A 15,814-nucleotide genomic window follows, 5' to 3' on the forward strand; every position below is an offset into this window, starting at 1 on the left:
TTTTTGTCGCGTCAGGACCCGAGCCGTACGTGGACGGCACGCTCTCCCGGTTCATCCCGCAGCGGGATGAGGAGCGGGCTTGTGGACAGTGCAACACCGTCGAGGGTTGCCGAAGCAATGCCCCGGCTCACCCCCTTCGGATTGTCCACGGTGATGCGATAGCGCGCCGCGCCATGGCGGATCGTGAGATCGAACCCGGGCCAGTCCCGCGGAATGCAGGGATCAAGGCGCAGCATGTCCCCTTCCTTGCGCAAGCCCAGGATGCTCTCGATCCCCGCCCGCTGCATCCATCCCGCGGAGCCGGTGTACCAGGTCCAGCCACCGCGGCCCGCGTGGGGCGGCTCGGAATAGATGTCGGCAGCGAGCACGTAGGGTTCGACCTTGTAGCGCACCACGTCCGAGCGAGTGCGCGCGTGATTGATGGGATTGAGCATGGAGAACAGGTCCGAGGCCTTGTCGCCTTCTCCCAGGGCCGCGAACGCCATCACGGACCAAAGCGCCGCATGGGTGTATTGGCCGCCATTCTCGCGGATGCCCGGCGGATAGCCTTTGATGTAGCCGGGATCCAGCGGCGTCCTGTCGAAGGGCGGCGTGAACAGCAGCGCCAGCCCTTCCCCCGGCCGGATCAGCTCCCGCTCCACGGCCGCCATGGCGCGGACCGCCCGCGCGGGATCGCCCGCGCCGGAGAGCACCGCCCAGGACTGCGCGATGGAATCGATGCGGCATTCGTCGCTCATGGCCGAGCCGAGCGGGGTGCCATCATCGAAGAAGGCGCGGCGGTACCAGTCTCCATCCCACGCCGTGCGCTCGAGGGCGGCTTGAAGTCCTTCCGCATGGGCGCGCCAGCGCGCGGCCCGACCATCCTCTCCCCTTGCTTCAGCGAGGGGCGCAAACGCTGTCAGCGCAGCATGCAGGAACCAGGCGAGCCAGACGCTCTCGCCTTCGCCGCCTTCGCCCACACGGTTCATGCCATCGTTCCAGTCCCCGGTGCCGATCAGCGGCAGGCCGTGCCCCCCGAGCGCGAGGCTCTCGTCCAGGGCGCGGGCGCAGTGCTCGAAAAGGGATGCAGACTGATCGGACACACTGGGCGGGAAGAAGGCCTCATGCTCGCCGGGATGGAGCCTCTGTCCTTCCAGGAAGGGCACCGCCTCATCGAGGACCGCGCCATCGCCGCTCACCTTCATATAGTGTGCGGTGGCATAAGCGAGCCAGGCCCGATCGTCGGAGATGCGGGTGCGCACGCCGCGGCCGGAATGGGGCAGCCACCAATGCTGCACGTCGCCCTCCACGAACTGCCGCCCGGCGGCGCGCAGGAGATGGGCGCGCGTCATGTCGGGACGCAGCGGCGCGAGGGCCATGCCATCCTGCAGTTGATCACGGAAGCCGTAGGCCCCGCTTGCCTGGTAGAAAGCCGAGCGCGCCCACACCCGGCAGGCCAGCGACTGGTAGAGCAGCCAGCCGTTCAGCATGATGTCCATGGCGCGGTCGGGTGTGTGCACCTCGACGGCGCCGAGGATGGCGTCCCAGCCTCGGGTCACTTCGGCGAGGACCGCGTCGAGGTCGGCGGCGCGGAACCGGGCGATCAGGTCGCGGGCCTCCGCCGCATCGGCGCCCTGGCCAAGCAGGATGACGATTTCCGCGCTGGCGTTGGGACGCAGATCCATCGTGGTGCGCATGGCGCCGCAGGGGTCCAGACCCGCTCCCACCAGCCCGGAGAACCGTCCGCCCCGCAGCATCGCCGCGGGCGCGGCGAGGGTACCGTTCCGGCCGATGAATTCGCTGCGGTCGCCCGTCCAGTCGGTCTGGTGTCCGGCCATGTCGAGGAAAGCGACACGGGCGCCGAAATCCCCATTCCAGGTATTGCGGGCGAACAGCGCGCCGGTCTCGTCGTCGATGCCCGTGGTCACGAACGGAGAAGTTGCGGCGCGTGACGGGCCAAGCACCCATTCCACATAGGCCGCGAGGGAGATCCGGCGCGGGCGATGGGTCATGTTGCGCAGCTTCAGGCGCGCGATCTTGATCGAGCCTTCCACCGGCACGAACTGGATGAGCTCGCTGGCGATCCCGTGTGCCGCGTGGGTGAAGGCGCTGTAGCCGCGCCCGTGCCGGGCGACGTAGGTCGCCGCCTCGTCGCGCATGGGCAAGGCGGTGGGCGTCCAGACGGCGCCGGTCTCGTCGTCGCGCAGGTAGAAGGCTTCGCCGCTCCGATCGGTGACGGGATCGTTGGACCAGGGGGTGATCAGGTTCTCCCGGCTGTTTTCCGCCCAGGTGCAGCCGCTGCCTTCGGTGGCCACGTGGAAGCCGAACGCGGGGTTGGCGACGACATTGATCCACGGCGCCGGGGTGGACCGGCCCGGGCCGAGCACGGTCACATATTCGCGCCCATTGTCGGCGAAGCCGCCGAGGCCGTTGAAGAATTCCAGCTCCGGCACGATGGGCGGCGGCTCCGGCACCACCACGCGACGCTTGGGCGGGGCGCTGGCGGCGAATTCGGCTTCGCTGATCCGATCCAGCTGCTCCACGAGGCTGCCGCGCTGCGCCACGAGGACGATGCGGGCGATGGAGGACAGGAGCGACCGCGTTTCCCCCGGAATGAGATCGGCCCGCAGCACGAAGACGCGCCCCGTGGGCTTCCGCTCCGCCTGCGGCTGCGAGCGGCTGGTGCGTACGAGGGCTTCGATCGCGATCTGCAGATCCTGCACGTAGGACGACTGGCGTTCATTGAGGATCACGAAATCCACCGCCAGCTGCTTCATGCGCCAGTATGCGTGCGCCTTCAGCAGTTCGTGGGCGACATCGATGTCGTCGAGGTCGGAAATGCGGAGCAGCACGATGGGGAGGTCGCCGGAAATGCTCTGCGCCCAGAGGCCGGACTGCGGCCCCCCGCCGCGCAGGAGGGTGTCGGACGACGGGCGTAGCGTCGGCGCAGCGTAGATCGCATAGCCGGCGAGCCGCTGATATGTGGCCGCATCGCTCGCGGTGATGCCGAGGTGGTAGAGCTCGACCTGAGCCTGCGTCCAGGCGAGGGTTGCCGCGCGGCTGTAGGCGGCGGTGTCGCGATGCTTGTCGATGCCGTCCAGCAGCGCGCTGCGGCTGGACGTTGCCATGGTCCAGAACGCCACCCGCGCCATGCCGCCCGGCTCGATCCTCACGCGCCGGCGCAGGGCGAAGATGGGGTCCAGCACCCTGCCGGTGGTGTTGGAGAGGGGCCGCCCGTCGATGATCGCGATGGGGTCGCGCACGCCATGGCCGCGGCCGAGGAAGCGGGCCCGGTCGGTTTCGATCTCCGGCCCACCCACGGCCTCGCCATCCAGCACGCTGAAATGGGCGGCCCAGATTTCCGGCTCGCCCGGCGAGCGCCGCCGGCGCGTCGCGAGGATCGCACCGATGTCGGAGAGGTATTCGGTCTCGACGAAGAGCTTGGAAAAGGCAGGGTGGGCGATGTCGGAGGACTGGGGCGCCAGCACCAGCTCGGCGTAGGAGGTGATTTCCAGCTCCCGCCAGCGGGTGCCCGTGTTGGAGATCGAGACGCGGCGCACCTCGGCATCGTCCTCGGCGGAGACGAGCACATCCAGCGTGGTCTCCAGAGTGCCGTCGCGGCGCGCGAATTCCGCGCGGTCCTCGTGGAAGGTCACATGATAGGCGGCCGGCTCGACGCCGCTCGGCTGGGCCCCGCACGACCAGACCTCTCCGCTGTGCACGTCGCGGATGAAGACATAGGAGCCGTAGTCATCGCAGGTCGGATCCTCACGCCAGCGGGTGACGGCGAAGTCGCCCCAGCGGCTGTAGCCGGAGCTGGCGGCCGTCAGCATGGCGCAATAGCGCCCGTTGGAGAGCAGGTGGGTGGCGGGCGTTGCCTGCCGCGCAGAGGTGAAGGTGCGGCCGGCAGGTGGATCCAGATCGCGGGCGCGGGCCGTCGAGCGCCCGTCCGCCGACCAGGGGCGAACCACGGCCACGTCGCGGGGCGTGCGCTCCTGCAGCAGCAGTTCCGTCGCCTGGATCAACGGCTCGGCGTGGAAGCGCGCGCGCATGATGCCGCCCATCAGCGTGTCGGCGATGGCGACGATGGTCATGCCCTGATGGTGCGCCATGAAGGCCTTCACCACGGCATGCCGCGCGCCCACCGGGACGCGGCTCGTGGTGTAGTCCAGCGCTTCGTAGAAGCCGTAGCGGCCACGGCCGCCGGCCTCCCGGAGCCGGGCAAGATTGGCGCAGGCGGCGATCGGGTCGGCCATGGCGGCAAGAGCGGTCGCGTAGGGCGCGACCACCAGATTGTCGCCCAGCCCCCGCTTCAGCCCCAGGCCGGGAACGCCGAAATTGGAGTACTGATAGGTGAGTTCCAGGTTGCGGGCGTTGTAGGCGGATTCGGAAATCCCCCACGGCACCCGCAGGTCGGCCGCATAGTCGATCTGCCGGCGCACCACGAGCCGGTTGGTCTGGTCGAGCAGGCTGCCGGCGGGCGCACGCATGATCAGCGACGGCATCAGATACTCAAACATGGAGCCCGACCACGAGATCAGCGCGCCGCCATGGGCGATGGGCGTCACCGAGCGCCCGAGGCGGAACCAGTGCTTGGCGGGGACATCCCCCTTGGCGATGGCGAAGAAGCTGGCGAGGCGGGCTTCCGAGGCGAGAAGATCGTAGCAGCTGGGGTCGAGCGTCCCCTCCGCCACCAGATAGCCGATGGACAACAGGTTGCGGTCGCGGGACAGGAGGAAGCCGAACTCCATCTCAAGCGCCATGGCGCGGGCCGCATCCTCAAGTGCGGCGAGGCGGGAGGCGAGCGCGGTCTCCTGCGTCTGGCTGTGTGCGAGGTCCCGGCGATGGCTGGCGATGATGTCGAGGCTGGCCCGCGCCCAGAACAGCATATCCGCGCCGGCAGCGTCGCCGCGCTCGGTGGCGAGGGCGAGGGCGATATCCATCATGGTGTCCGCGCCGGCGGCGAGATCGGCGAGCCGGAGGGCGAGATCCTCGTCCGCGTGTGAGGCCCGGCGCGCGCCGGCGGCAAGGGCGGCGAGGGTCTCGTCCAGCTGCGGGAGGGTCACCGTCTGGGTGCGCCGTCCGTCGGCGAGGAGGCCGGCCTCCTCGCGGGTCAGGTCCAGCGCATCGGCAATGCCGGCCAGACGCTGCGCGATGGGCTGCTCGGACGCATTCCACGCATGGAGCGCGTTGGCGAGCGCGATGAGGTGCCCGGCGAGGTTGCCGCTGTCGACCGTGGAGACGTATTTCGGGTCTAGCGGGCGCAGGTCACTTGTATCATACCAATTGAAGAAGTGGCCGCGGAAGCGGGGAAGTCGCGCCATGGTGGCAAGGCTCGCTTCCAGCCGCCCCAAAGCGGCATCGGTGCCGAGCCATCCGAAATCGCGGGCGCTCGCGATGGAGAGAAGATAGAGGCCCATATTGGTGGGCGACGTCCGGTGCGCCACCACGGGCGCAGGGTCTTCCTGAAAGTTGTCCGGCGGCAAATGATGGTCGGACGCCGTCACGAACGTCTCGAAGAACCGCCATGTGCGCCGCGCGGTCAGCCGCAGGGTCTGTGCCTGGGCGTCGGACATTTCCAGCTGGCCTGCCGGATGGGGCGCACGGCTGATGCGGTACGCCACGGCTGGCGATGCAGCCCACGCCACGGCAAACACGGCCGCGAGCGGCCAGGCGCCCTCTCCCGCGACGGCCGCGACAGCCACCGCGACCGCAGCGATGATCAAGCCTCCGGCCATCCGGCGGTAGGAGCCCGCAAGGTCGAGGTGCCGGGCAAGGCTCGCCTGCGCGGCGGGCACCCATTCCAGCAGGTGGCTGCGGGTGACCAGCAGCCGCCACAGGGTGCGCACGATGGCATCGCCCATCAGCCAGGCCTCGTAGGCGAGGAACACCACATTGAGTGTGGATTGCAGCGTCGCCAGCCTGAGGTCGGCCAGCAGGGCGCGCAGATGGCTGACAGCTGCGATGCCGCGCTGGCGGGGCACGATGGCCGCGAGAACCGGAATGAAGTGCGGCAGCGCGAGGGTGAACAGCACGGCGGCGGTCCAAAACAGCGCGGCGGCGAACGGCAGCGTCCACCCGGCGACCAGAGCCGCAACGGCGAGCGGCGCCGAGAGCGAGCGGCGCAGATTGTCGAGCATCTTCCAGCGCCCCATGACGGGCATGGTGTCGAAGCCGGGGGCGGCGCCGGGAAGCTTGGGGCCGCGTCCGAGTATCCAGGGCAGAAGCTGCCAGTCGCCCCGCGCCCAGCGATGGCGCCGCAGGGCGCTGACGTCGTAGCGGGCGGGAAACTCCTCCACCACTTCCACATCGGAGGCGAGGCCCGCGCGCGCAAACACCCCTTCAAACAGATCATGGCTGAGCAGGGTGGAATCCGGCACGCGCCCGTTCAGCGCCGCCTCGAAGGCGTCCACGTCGTAGATGCCCTTGCCGACATAGGAGCCCTCGCCTGACAGGTCCTGATAGACGTCGGACACCGCCGAACCGTAGGGGTCGATGCCGCTCATGGAGGAAAATGTGCGCTGGAACAGGGATCCCTCCTCGCCCATGGGCAGAGAGGGCGTTACGCGCGGCTGCAGCACACCATAGCCTTCCACTACGCGGCCCGCCGCCGCATCGAAGCGGGGTCGGTTGAGCGGATGGGCCATCTTGCCGATGAGCCGGCGGACCGTGTCGCGCGGCAGCCGGGTGTCGGCATCCAGGGTCACCACATAGCGCACGCCCTCCGGCAGGCTCGGCGGAGATCCGGCGATGTCCACGAACGTGGTGTCGGTGGCGCCGCGCAGCAGGCGGTTCAGCTCATGCAGCTTGCCGCGCTTGCGCTCCCAGCCGATCCAGCGCGCCTCGCCCGCATTCCACACCCGCCGCCGGTGCAGCAGGGCGAACCGGGCACCGCCCGGCGCGGGCCCGTAGCGCGCGTTGAGGGCTGCGATCCCCGCCGCAGCCTCGGCGAGCAGGGCGTCGTCGCCGTCCGCATGCTCCGACTCGGAATCGGTCCAGTCGGACAAAAGAGCGAAATGCAGGTCGCCTTCGGGGCTGGCGAGGTGATGAATCTCCAGCCGTTCGACATTCTCCGCGATGGATGGGGGACTCGTCAGCAAGGTGGGCACCGCCACCAGGGTGCGCAGATGGGAGGGAACGCCATCGCGCAGCTCAAGCGCCGGCAGGGCCGTTGCCCCGAAGCCGAAGCTCATGGCGCGATTGACCAGGGCCACCGCGGCATCGATGGCCGGCACCGATCCGAGCAGAGTGAGAATAACGAGCTGTGCCGCACCGACGCCGGCGGCACCGAGGGCGAGAAGCGGCAGGGCCAGAAGCACTGCTGCCGCGATGGCGATGGCGGCCACATAGCCGCCGACGCCGAAAGCCCGGTTCAGGTGGGTGGAGATATTGCGGATGGGCAGGCGAAATCCGACGTGACGTTCGAAGGCGCGCCGTCCGCTTCCAATCAGGTGATAGCCGGGCTCGCAGTCACGCGGGAGCGGCTCCTGATGGGGATGCGCAGCGCAGGCACTCTCGATTGCGGCAATGGCCTCCCGGGCGATATCGAGTTCGCTGTGCCGGGACCCGCGCGCCAGTTGCTCGATGGCGTCCCGGTAGAGATTGCGGGTCGGAAAATCCATGGCGTCATAGTCGCTTCCGGCGGACAGCAAAGCGTGGACGAGGCTGGTGCGCTCGAAGACGTCCTGCCAGTCCAGGTCGGAGATCAGCCGCAGGCTGGTGATGATGTTGCGGATGGTGACGTTCGCCGCGCCCTGGCTGCGGTGCACGTCGCGCACCACCGTGTCGGCTGTCGTGTGCCGCGCCGCCAGGCGCTGGTCGAGCCAGACCAAAGCCGGAGTGATCCGCGGGTCCTGATCGCGCAGCCGGTGAACCAGCTGGACGGCGAAGGCGTCGGAGATCTGGCCCTGCTCATGCTTGCCGAGCACGCGTTCGACCGGCTCGCCGGGTGTCCCGCCGACGCCCAGCAGCCGATCGGCCAGCGCATCAGCCTCGCGCCGGGCGATCCGGTCGTCGACGATCGCCTCGGCCAGGCGCCGGAGATTCTCGATGAGCACGATCCGCAAGGTGATGGAGACCGCCCACAGCTCGCCGATAGTGAGCGGCTGGATCTCCTGATAGGCCGTGAGATAGCGCGTCAGCATCTCCGGATCGAAACGGCTGTCGGTATGGGCCACGAAAGCCCATGCCACGCCGAACACGCGCGGATACCCCGCGAACGGCCCGCCGGCGAGCTTGGGAAGCTGGCGGTAGTAGCCCGGCGGCAGATCGGAGCGGATCTCCCGGATCTGCTTTTCCACCAGATGATAGTTGTCGATCAGCCATTCCGCCGACGGGGTGATGGCGCCGCCTTCCGCGACGGATGTGGCGATGGCGCGGTAGGCGGCCAGCAGAATGGCGCCATTGTCGGCGAGGCGGGCGGAGAGCGCGTGTCCCCGGGCGAGCCGCGGTTCCACCATCTGGGCGGACGCAAGGCTGCGGGCGTGCTCTTCAAGCCTTTCCGAACCGAACAGTTCCTCGCGGATGGGCTGCTGATCCCACGGCGAGGATGCGGGTGTGCGCCCGAAGACACTGAGAAGAAGGGAAAGCAAATGGACCTTTCTGCCGCGTGGTGCGGCCGGTGATCGGCCGTGCGGAAAGCGCTGTCGATGTGCACAGCTTCGCGTGCGGTCTCATGACCGGCGGGACACCGCCCTAATCCTGAATGGTGTCCGCGAAGGCCCGGGCGAAGCGGACGGCAAGGGCGCGGGCGTCGGCCTGGAGTTGCTCGGTGCTCTTGGGAGCGGCCGCGCTATTGCGGACAGGAATCTCGAGCGTGAGGCTGCCGCCGCCGCTGTCCTGCTCGCGCCAGATGACCCGGGCGAGGACGTGCTCCGCGTCGAGCGACTGGAAAACGATCTGGAGGCCCTTGTTCATGCGATCGAACGCCTTTCTTGCCGGAGGCACGGCGTGCGACGCACCGCTCGCGTGCGATCGTGCGAAGGGGGCCGGGGCGCCGGCCGATGGTGGGCCCTAGAAGTCGGACGTGGACAGGCGGTGGAAGCTTTGCCGCCGCCGCGCGTAGACGCCGCTCGCGGCGCGCTCGATCCGCTGCCGGTTGGTGTCGAAGGTGCGCAGGGACGCGGCCTCGTCGTGGCCGCTCTGGGGACTGAACCGCGTCAGGACATCGGCATCGAGATGGAACGCGACTTCGAAGGCGGAATCGTGCCCCCAGAAGGTCACGCAGCGCCTGACGGGATCAAAGACGCGGCTGGCATTGGGAAACTGAAGGGTCATGGAAGCCTCCTGTTTGCGGCCCATCCGTCAAAGGAGGAGCGCGTCCGCCGAAGGGGCTTCACGCGCCCTCGCGGATGTCTGCTGGTCCTTCAAGACGGCGGCATCGAGTTCGGCGGCATTCACCGAAAGGCACTTGCTTCGACCCCGGGGCGCCGCGAGGGCGGGCGTGTGCAGCATCGTCGCCATGCGCCGGTAGGCCAGGAATGAGACGCCGAGAAGCTGCTCCTCGTCGATGACGAGTCGGTAGGTTCCCGCCGGGAGGTCGCCGTCCGTATCGCTGAGATGGAAGGCGTGGTCGAACGTGACCGTGGTTTCACGGGTGCGGACGTTCATGACATCACCTCAGCCTTTCTTCTTGGGCTGCCCCAAGGAAACGGGAGACCCTTTCACGAACGACGCCGGCGGCTCGGGCACCTTGATCTTCTTCGGCTTCTTGGTTTCGCGATTGCCGCGCATCTGTCCTTTGGCCATGATCGTCTCCTCTCGGGCACGTGGGTCGATCCTGCCGGCGAAACGAAAAACGCCCTGCGACCATCAAGGGCCACAGGGCGTCGGGCGCTCTGCCAGGCAAAGGGATGGCACATCGCCACCGGGGCTGCCGGTACATCCGCGGTCAGCCTTCGGCAACAACGATCAGTCCGGCGCTCCTGAAAGACTCGGGCTGCCGGCCATTAGGTCAGCTCAGATCCTTGAGCATGTCCGCGGACATCTTCCCGCTCTTGCGATCGGCGACGAGCTCAAAGCCCACCTTCTGGCCTTCGCGCAGCTCGCCAAGGCCGGAGCGCTCGACAGCGCTGATATGGACGAACGCGTCATTGCCGCCCGCATCAGGAGCGATGAATCCAAAGCCCTTCTGGGCGTTGAACCACTTCACGGTTCCCTCAGTCATGGGAAACCCTCTCAATTTCGATAATTAGCTCACCGGCCCATGGCCAGTCGTCGACATCGCATTTTCTGGCGAGAATTTCTGGATGGGCGCAAAATACAAATCTGCGCAAAACCAATTGATCAGGCTTTGTATCGACCAGATCACTATGCTCCGATATCCGCGAATTTGCAACATTATTTATAGGTCAATCAATTCAACAAGGCCGCAGCCCGCCCATGTGCTAAGCTTATGGTCCCGCCCCCTTTGAGCAGACCTGACCCCAGGCTAGCCAGGTGCGCTTTTGTTTGCGCAGCCTGGCCAGACGCCCAAGCGCGGCAGAGCCCCACCGAGGCGCCCTTGATTCCTCTCCAAATCCGCCGCACCACCACCTTTCGCTTCCATCGGCCGGTGATTCGCCCGGATGTTCCGCGGATAGCCCATGCTCCGGCAGATCCGTTCGATCATCAGCACGACGCTGCGCCGGTCGCGTCCATGACTGGTGACCGGAGATTACGTTCCTCAGCTGCTGTCCGATCGTCGAGGGCGGGGTGGCAAATTGAGGAGGGCAGAGCAGCCGTTGCGGGGCGGCTGTTCTGCCCCCATCCGCCTCCGGCGGAGGCAGATGCCGATGGTCTATTCAACTGGCATTCGATTTTAACGTGAACCCAGCGGTTTTGAGCGTCACAGGGCGCAACAAAAGCCCCTCGCGAATTCGCATTTTATCTGAGTCTGCGACTATGTCTCCGAGCAAAGACAACATCAACATCCGATCACTCGATGCGATAGATGTTTCGATGGCTGTAAACATGATAATTGCACGTTCCAGCGCCGCCAAGCGTTGCATTTTATCATTTCCTGCTAGGCAGATGGGCCGCGTCAGAATGGATTTCCATCTGCATCGCGAGCATCCCTGCGTCTCCCCTCCGAGGCAGATCTACGTTTTGCGGGATGGCGCAGGAATTCTGTCAGCTTTTTCTTCCGCAAGCAGGCGAATAAGAATTTTGCGGATGGTTGGGTCCGTTTCAGTCTCGATCTTTTTTTCAAAGTTCTTAATGTTATTGCGATGCACGAAGTCGTCATGGATGCTGGGCATTGCGCGCTCCTTTCCGGAGGGCAGTTCTCAGACGAAGCGCGACGTTACTCGTTTTACTACAATGCGTCCAACTATATGTACGTTGATCGTCGTGTTTTGCTGTTCCGCTCAAGCTGCCAATCTCGAACTTCTGTTCACCAGTTGGGGTGCTGAAAGCGCCGCTGCAGCCCCGGTGGACAGCAAACCGCCTGCGACCGGTTTCCTCGATGCGGGCCGAAGTGCTTCAGGCCATCTCAACCTCGCGGATCGCGCTCCCATGGCCCGCGTGGAGGCGGACGAATACCCTAGCCCTTGATAGGCCCCAGGTTAGGAGAGATGGGGCATCATGGCCAGCCCATGCCAGCCAAGCCAGGCGGTGTATAGCCCGACCATCAAGATAAGCGCGGCGGATGCATAGGGAGCACGCCGGGCGAAGGCGCTGAAGCCGGACCACCGCCGCGAGATATGCCGGACGCTGAGCGCGGCGAGCAGGCCGGCCGATACCAGCGTGAGAGCAAGGCCGATGCTGAAGCAAACCACCAGCACGAAGCCGATGCTCAACTGCTTGAGCTGCATGCAGATCAGCAGCACGGTGATGGCCGCAGGGCATGGGATCAGGTGAACCGCCCCTAGATTCCTGGACGCCTTCTTCCCTTCGGGCGGAGCACGGTGCGGATCGAGGGGAAGGCCAGCCTTCCCCGTCCTGTGATCTGGTGCAGCCGGTTGAGGATCGATACTGCCTGTCGGGGCAGGGGGCTCCGGTGCGGACGTCGCATCTTCATGCGCGCCGCCGGAATGGTCCATTCGGCCTTTTCCAGGTCGAACTCGCTCCATTCCGCCATCCTGAGCTCGCCAGGCCTCGGAAAGAGGATCGGCATGAGCTGCAACGCAGCTCTTGTCGTGGGTTGGGGGGAATGGTGCCGGATGAGGGGATCGAACCCCCGACCTTCGGTTTACAAAACCGCTGCACTACCGCTGTGCTAATCCGGCGGCCCCCATTCGGGTGCGTCTTTTCCTCTAGCAGCGGCGCCGCGCACGGACAAGCGCGGCGGTTGGGTCACATGAAAACGGCCCCGCCCGGGGGGCGGAGCCGTTCGATCTGAGGCCGCGCAGCAGGGCTGCGCGGGTGCTCAGTGCCAGTGATCGATGTTGCGATCCTTGGTCTCGGGCACGAACAGAAGACCGATGACGAAGGTCATCAGCGCGATCACGATCGGGTACCAGAGGCCGTAGTAGATGTCGCCGGTGGCCGCCACCATGGCGAAGGCCGTCGCCGGAAGCAGGCCGCCGAACCAGCCGTTGCCGATGTGGTAGGGCAGCGACATGGAGGTGTAGCGGATGCGGGCCGGGAACAGCTCGACCAGAGCCGCCGCGATCGGTCCGTACACCATGGTCACGAACAGCACGAGGATGAACAACAGCCCGATCACCGCCGCCACCTGCGGGCGGAAGATGTCGAACGGATGCGCCATCTTCACGACGTCCTTGTTGGTCGCCGCGGACGGGTAGCCCGCCGACTGCAGCGCCGCCAGGGCGTTCTTGTTGAAGTCAGGCGTATAGGGGATCACGGTGTCGTTGATCTTCAGCTGCACCGGGGAACCGGCGGGGCCGGCCTCGGTCGAGTACTTCACCGAGGACTTCGCGAGGAAGTCGCGGGCGAGGTCGCAGGGCTGGCTGTAGATACGGGTGCCCACCGGGTTGAACAGGCTTCCGCAGTTCGCCGGATCGGACACCACCGTGACCCGGATGTTCTGGATCGCCTTTTCCAGCGCCGGATTGGCGTAGGTGGTGATCATGTTGAACAGCGGGAAGTAGCTCGCCGCGGCGATCAGGCAGCCGGCGAGGATGATCGGCTTGCGGCCGATCTTGTCGGACAGCCAGCCGAAGAACACGAAGAAGCCCGTACCGAACACCAGCGACCACGCGATCAGCAGGTTCGAGGTGTAGCCATCGACCTTGAGGATCGATTGCAGGAAGAACAGGGCATAGAACTGGCCCGTGTACCAGACCACGCCCTGGCCGGCGACGAGGCCGAACAGCGCGATCAGCACGACCTTGAGGTTGCCCCACTTGGCGAAGGCCTCCGACAGCGGTGCCTTGGAGGTGGTGCCCTCCTCCTTCATCTTCTGGAAGGTCGGCGATTCGGAGAGCTGGAGACGAATCCAGACCGAGATGCCGAGCAGAGCGATGGAGACGAGGAACGGCACGCGCCAGCCCCAGGCCGCGAAATTCTGCTCGCCCACGATGGTGCGGGTGAACAGGATGACGATCAGCGAGAGGAACAGGCCGAGGGTCGCCGTGGTCTGGATCCACGAGGTGTAGAAGCCGCGGCGGCCGTGCGGGGCATGCTCGGCCACGTAGGTTGCAGCGCCGCCATACTCACCGCCGAGGGCGAGGCCCTGCAGCAGGCGCAGGGCGATGAGGATGATCGGAGCGGCGATGCCGATGGTGGCCGCGTTGGGCAGGATGCCGACGATGAAGGTCGACAGGCCCATGATGAGGATGGTGACGAGGAAGGTGTATTTGCGGCCCACGAGATCGCCGATGCGGCCGAACACGATGGCGCCGAAGGGGCGCACAAGGAAGCCGGCGGCGAAGGCCAGAAGGGCGAAGATGTCACGGGTGGCCGGCGGATAGGCCGAAAAGAACTGCGCGCCGATGATCGCCGCCAGCGAGCCGTACAGATAGAAATCGTACCACTCGAACACGGTGCCCAGGGACGAGGCGAAGATGACCTTCTTCTCCTCCCGGCTCATGGGGCGGGGCTTCGCTGCCGCCCCCGCTGTTGTCACGCTCATGGAACCACTCCCTCCCATCGCTTCGGGGCTCCGCCGCCGGCGGATGTCGGACCCAACAGGTCCTGCGGGAGAGGGTCTTTTCGGCGCAAGCCCACAAGGCCGTCCGCACGTGGCGTGCGGCGGATCTCAGGGCGTTCCTCCGGTAGACCCTCTGGGTTCCGCGTCATTGTTGGCGCGCGGATATCCCACAGGGCTGGGCGCGCACGGCGCGCCGAGCGGTATCATGGCGAAGGTGTGGCGACCTTACGATTGGTCAATGGTCTTAGGTGCAGGGCGGAATTGTGGGTGCGCTGCAGCGCGGCTGCACGCCCCGGTTCCGCTGCGCTTCAGCTCTTCTTGAGTGCGCGGCGGGCGATGCCGAGGGCCAGGGCGGCGGCGTTGGACACGTTGAGGCTCTTGATGGCGCCCGGCAGGTCGATGCGGGCCAGCACGTCGCACGTCTCGCGGGTGAGCTGGCGTAGCCCCTTGCCCTCGGCGCCCAGAACCAGAGCCAGCGGCGCCCTCAGGCCGGTGTCCTCGATGTCCGCCGGTCCGGCGCTGTCGAGGCCCACCACCAGCATGCCGTTGTCCTTCAGCTCGGTCAGGGCGCGGGAGAGATTCTGCACCAGGCAGAAAGGCACGTGCTCCAGCCCGCCGGAGGCGCTCTTGGCCAGCACGCCGGTCGCCACCGGGCTGTGGCGCGCGGTGGTCACGATGGCGCTGACCCCGAAGGCCGCCGCCGAGCGCACGATGGCGCCGACATTGTGCGGGTCGGTGATCTGGTCGAGCACCAGCACGAGCTCGCTCTGCGCCAGATCCTTGAGCGGCGGCGAGCGCAGGTGATCGACTTCCGCCAGCAGGCCCTGATGCACCGCATCGGGGCCGAGCAGCTTGTCGATGTCGCCGGGGCGCACCAGCTCGGGCGTGACCGGAGGCACGAGGCCCTCCTCGGCGAGGCGGTGGATGGCGTTCTCCGTGGCCATCAGCTTGCGGAAGCGCCGCTTGGGATTGCCGATGGCCTCGGCGACCGTGTGCCAGCCATAGAGCAGGGCGACGTCCTCCGCCCCGGCCCACGGCGGTGGCTTGCCGCCGCCCTTGCCTTTGCGCGGGGGAAACGGCGCGCCGGATGGGCGCGTGCCGCCACGGCCGGCGAAGGGCGGGCGGGCGCCGGGGCGGCGCGGTTCGCGAGGCGGACGATCAGACATGCCGTGGCTTTGTCAGACGCGGCCGCCCGGCGCAAGGGGCGTCGCGGTGGGGACGGGCCTTTCGCGGCCGGCTGCGCCGGTGCGGGCGGCCAAGCCGTCCACAGGGCCGCGGGCGCCGGCGCATGAGGCGGCGATTTCCGGTTGACTTCGGGACGGTGTTTTCACATAAACCCGGCCTCGGATGGCGATTTGAGTTCAGGCTCTGCGTCACCTTCGGCCGCTGGGGCTTTCCTGCATCACCAGTCCGGCTCGAAGCCTTCCTGCTTCGGCATGAAGGTCCGCGATGACGGGCGTCGTTATGGAGGGGTGCCCGAGTGGTTAAAGGGGACGGACTGTAAATCCGTTGGCTCTGCCTACGTTGGTTCAAATCCAACCCCCTCCACCACCCGTCGTCGCGATACGCTCTCAGGGGCGCGGGACCGCTTGCGCCGGTCCCTGGAAGCAGGACGGCACCGGTCGATCCGGTCGCCTGCCACCTCTTCCGCCCTTAAGGCCGGCGTGTTAAGCCGGTCGGAATGCGGGTGTAGCTCAATGGTAGAGCAGCAGCCTTCCAAGCTGAATACGAGGGTTCGATTCCCTTCACCCGCTCCAGCTTCATCTGCCGAAAATCAGATCAATCCGCTCTGCGCGGCAACGT

The 15,814-nt window shown here is 66.8% G+C and carries 10 protein-coding genes, 3 tRNA genes and 1 pseudogene; 2 read left to right on the forward strand and 12 right to left on the reverse strand.

What is annotated here, in order from left to right; all coding sequences use genetic code 11:
* Positions 1-11: 11 nt before the first annotated feature.
* The 12 genes and pseudogenes from V5F63_RS08325 to rlmB form a co-directional block, all read right to left on the reverse strand.
* A complete protein-coding gene (locus V5F63_RS08325; protein ID WP_394102000.1) occupies positions 12-8,570 on the reverse strand; it encodes a glycoside hydrolase family 94 protein in 8,559 nt (2,852 codons plus the stop codon).
* A gap of 103 nt (positions 8,571-8,673) precedes the next feature.
* A complete protein-coding gene (locus tag V5F63_RS08330; protein WP_209488616.1) occupies positions 8,674-8,895 on the reverse strand; it encodes a hypothetical protein in 222 nt (73 codons plus the stop codon).
* A gap of 96 nt (positions 8,896-8,991) precedes the next feature.
* Positions 8,992-9,255: a DUF1488 family protein gene (locus V5F63_RS08335; RefSeq protein WP_169124479.1), complete on the reverse strand. Its 264-nt coding sequence runs from the start codon at positions 9,253-9,255 to the stop codon at positions 8,992-8,994.
* Positions 9,256-9,282: 27 nt separating this feature from the next.
* Positions 9,283-9,588 (reverse strand): hypothetical protein, encoded by a 306-nt coding sequence (locus V5F63_RS08340; protein WP_394101999.1) that lies wholly within the window; start codon positions 9,586-9,588, stop codon positions 9,283-9,285.
* Positions 9,589-9,597: 9 nt separating this feature from the next.
* Entirely contained in the window at positions 9,598-9,726 is a 129-nt protein-coding gene (locus tag V5F63_RS08345) for a hypothetical protein (protein WP_394029751.1), read from the reverse strand.
* 205 nt (positions 9,727-9,931) lie between these two features.
* On the reverse strand, positions 9,932-10,144 hold the full coding sequence (locus tag V5F63_RS08350) for a cold-shock protein (protein ID WP_024278065.1): 213 nt from the start codon (positions 10,142-10,144) through the stop codon (positions 9,932-9,934).
* Between the two features lie 616 nt (positions 10,145-10,760).
* Positions 10,761-10,967, reverse strand: coding sequence for a hypothetical protein (locus V5F63_RS08355; protein ID WP_394029750.1), 207 nt, complete (start codon positions 10,965-10,967; stop codon positions 10,761-10,763).
* Positions 10,968-11,057: 90 nt separating this feature from the next.
* Positions 11,058-11,216, reverse strand: coding sequence for a hypothetical protein (locus V5F63_RS08360; RefSeq protein WP_209488620.1), 159 nt, complete (start codon positions 11,214-11,216; stop codon positions 11,058-11,060).
* A 306-nt stretch (positions 11,217-11,522) separates the two neighbouring features.
* Positions 11,523-11,813: pseudogene (locus V5F63_RS08365) on the reverse strand (HoxN/HupN/NixA family nickel/cobalt transporter); the annotation flags it as partial.
* A 297-nt stretch (positions 11,814-12,110) separates the two neighbouring features.
* A tRNA-Thr gene (locus V5F63_RS08370) sits at positions 12,111-12,185 on the reverse strand.
* Positions 12,186-12,325: 140 nt separating this feature from the next.
* Positions 12,326-13,993 (reverse strand): MFS transporter, encoded by a 1,668-nt coding sequence (locus tag V5F63_RS08375; protein WP_209488621.1) that lies wholly within the window; start codon positions 13,991-13,993, stop codon positions 12,326-12,328.
* A 326-nt stretch (positions 13,994-14,319) separates the two neighbouring features.
* Positions 14,320-15,177, reverse strand: a complete 858-nt coding sequence (rlmB, locus tag V5F63_RS08380; protein WP_209488622.1) for a 23S rRNA (guanosine(2251)-2'-O)-methyltransferase RlmB — start codon at positions 15,175-15,177, stop codon at positions 14,320-14,322.
* 300 nt (positions 15,178-15,477) lie between these two features.
* Between rlmB and V5F63_RS08385 the strand changes: the two genes are divergently transcribed.
* Positions 15,478-15,562: transfer RNA gene (locus tag V5F63_RS08385), tRNA-Tyr, on the forward strand.
* A 132-nt stretch (positions 15,563-15,694) separates the two neighbouring features.
* Positions 15,695-15,768, forward strand: a tRNA-Gly gene (locus V5F63_RS08390).
* Positions 15,769-15,814: the final 46 nt, after the last annotated feature.

Source organism: Xanthobacter wiegelii (assembly GCF_043193855.2).
GTDB lineage: Bacteria > Pseudomonadota > Alphaproteobacteria > Rhizobiales > Xanthobacteraceae > Xanthobacter > Xanthobacter flavus_A.